This is a genomic window from Streptomyces sp. NPDC002476, from assembly GCF_042889785.1.
GTDB lineage: Bacteria > Actinomycetota > Actinomycetes > Streptomycetales > Streptomycetaceae > Streptomyces.
This window is the reverse complement of sequence record NZ_JBIARH010000113.1, coordinates 1-1,136: the sequence shown is the minus strand read 5'-3', so window position 1 is coordinate 1,136 and position 1,136 is coordinate 1. Positions and strand designations below refer to the sequence as shown.

Below are 1,136 nucleotides of genomic sequence, written 5' to 3'. Positions count from 1 at the left end.
CCCCCGGAACGGACTCTCGCAAGGACGGACACGACCAGCATGACGCACAACACCCCTCAGATCACCGGCGGAGTCGACACGCACGGCCAGACCCACCACGCCGCGGTGATCGACTCGGTCGGACGGCACCTGGCCGACCAGGAGTTCCCCGCCACCATCCGCGGCTACCGCGACCTGCTCGACTGGATACGCTCCCACGGCACGCTCGTCGCGGTGGGGGTGGAGGGCACCGGCGCCTACGGGGCCGAGCTCGCCCGCGTGCTGACCGCCGCAGGGATCACCGTCATCGACGTGGACCGCCCAGACCGCAAGACCCGTCGGATGAAGGGCAAGTCCGATCCGATCGACGCCTATGCCGCTGCGACGGCCGTGCTGTCGGGCCGGGCCACCGGCGTCCCCAAGAGCCGGGACGGTGGGGTCGAGGCGGTGCGGGTGCTGCGGATCGCGCGCCGCAGCGCGGTCAAGGCCCGCACCCAGGCCATGAACCAGATCCGCGGGCTGCTCGTCTCGGCGCCCGAGATGCTGCGCGAACAGGTCGCCGGCCTGGACCGCGCCGCGCTGATACGCACCCTGGCCCGGCTGCGGCCTGGCCATGACCTGTCCCGCCCGCTGGCGGCTACCCGGGCGGCACTGCGACGGCTCGCCCGCCGTCACCAGGCCATGGACGCCGAGATCACCGAGCTGGACGCGGAGATCGGCCCGCTGGTCGAGCAGGCAGCCCCCGCGCTGCTAGAGCTGTTCGGCATCGGACCCGAGACTGCGGGCCAGCTGCTGGTGTCAGCCGGGGACAACCCCGAACGCATGCGATCCGAGGGCGCATTCGCGCACCTCGCCGGGGTCGCACCGATCCCGGCCTCCTCAGGACGCACCCACCGCCACCGCCTCAACCGCGGCGGCGACCGGGCCGCCAACAACGCGCTGCACACCATCGTGCTCACCCGCATGCGCTTCGACGACCGCACCCGCGCCTACGTCGAACGCCGCACCAAGGAAGGCCTGTCCAAGAAAGACATCATGCGCTGCCTCAAGCGATTCGTCGCCCGCGAGGTCTACCGCGCCCTGACCACCACACCCACGGAACGAACCACTCAAACCGACCTCGTTCCAGCGGCTTGACAACCATAGGAGCATCCAGC

Annotated in this window: 1 protein-coding gene; it reads left to right on the top strand. The window is 71.1% G+C overall.

The window, feature by feature from the left end:
* Positions 1–39 precede the first annotated feature (39 nt).
* Complete coding sequence (locus tag ACFYXM_RS37130) at positions 40–1,116, top strand: IS110 family transposase (protein ID WP_389296270.1); 1,077 nt, start codon at positions 40–42, stop codon at positions 1,114–1,116.
* The last annotated feature ends 20 nt before the right edge of the window (positions 1,117–1,136 follow it).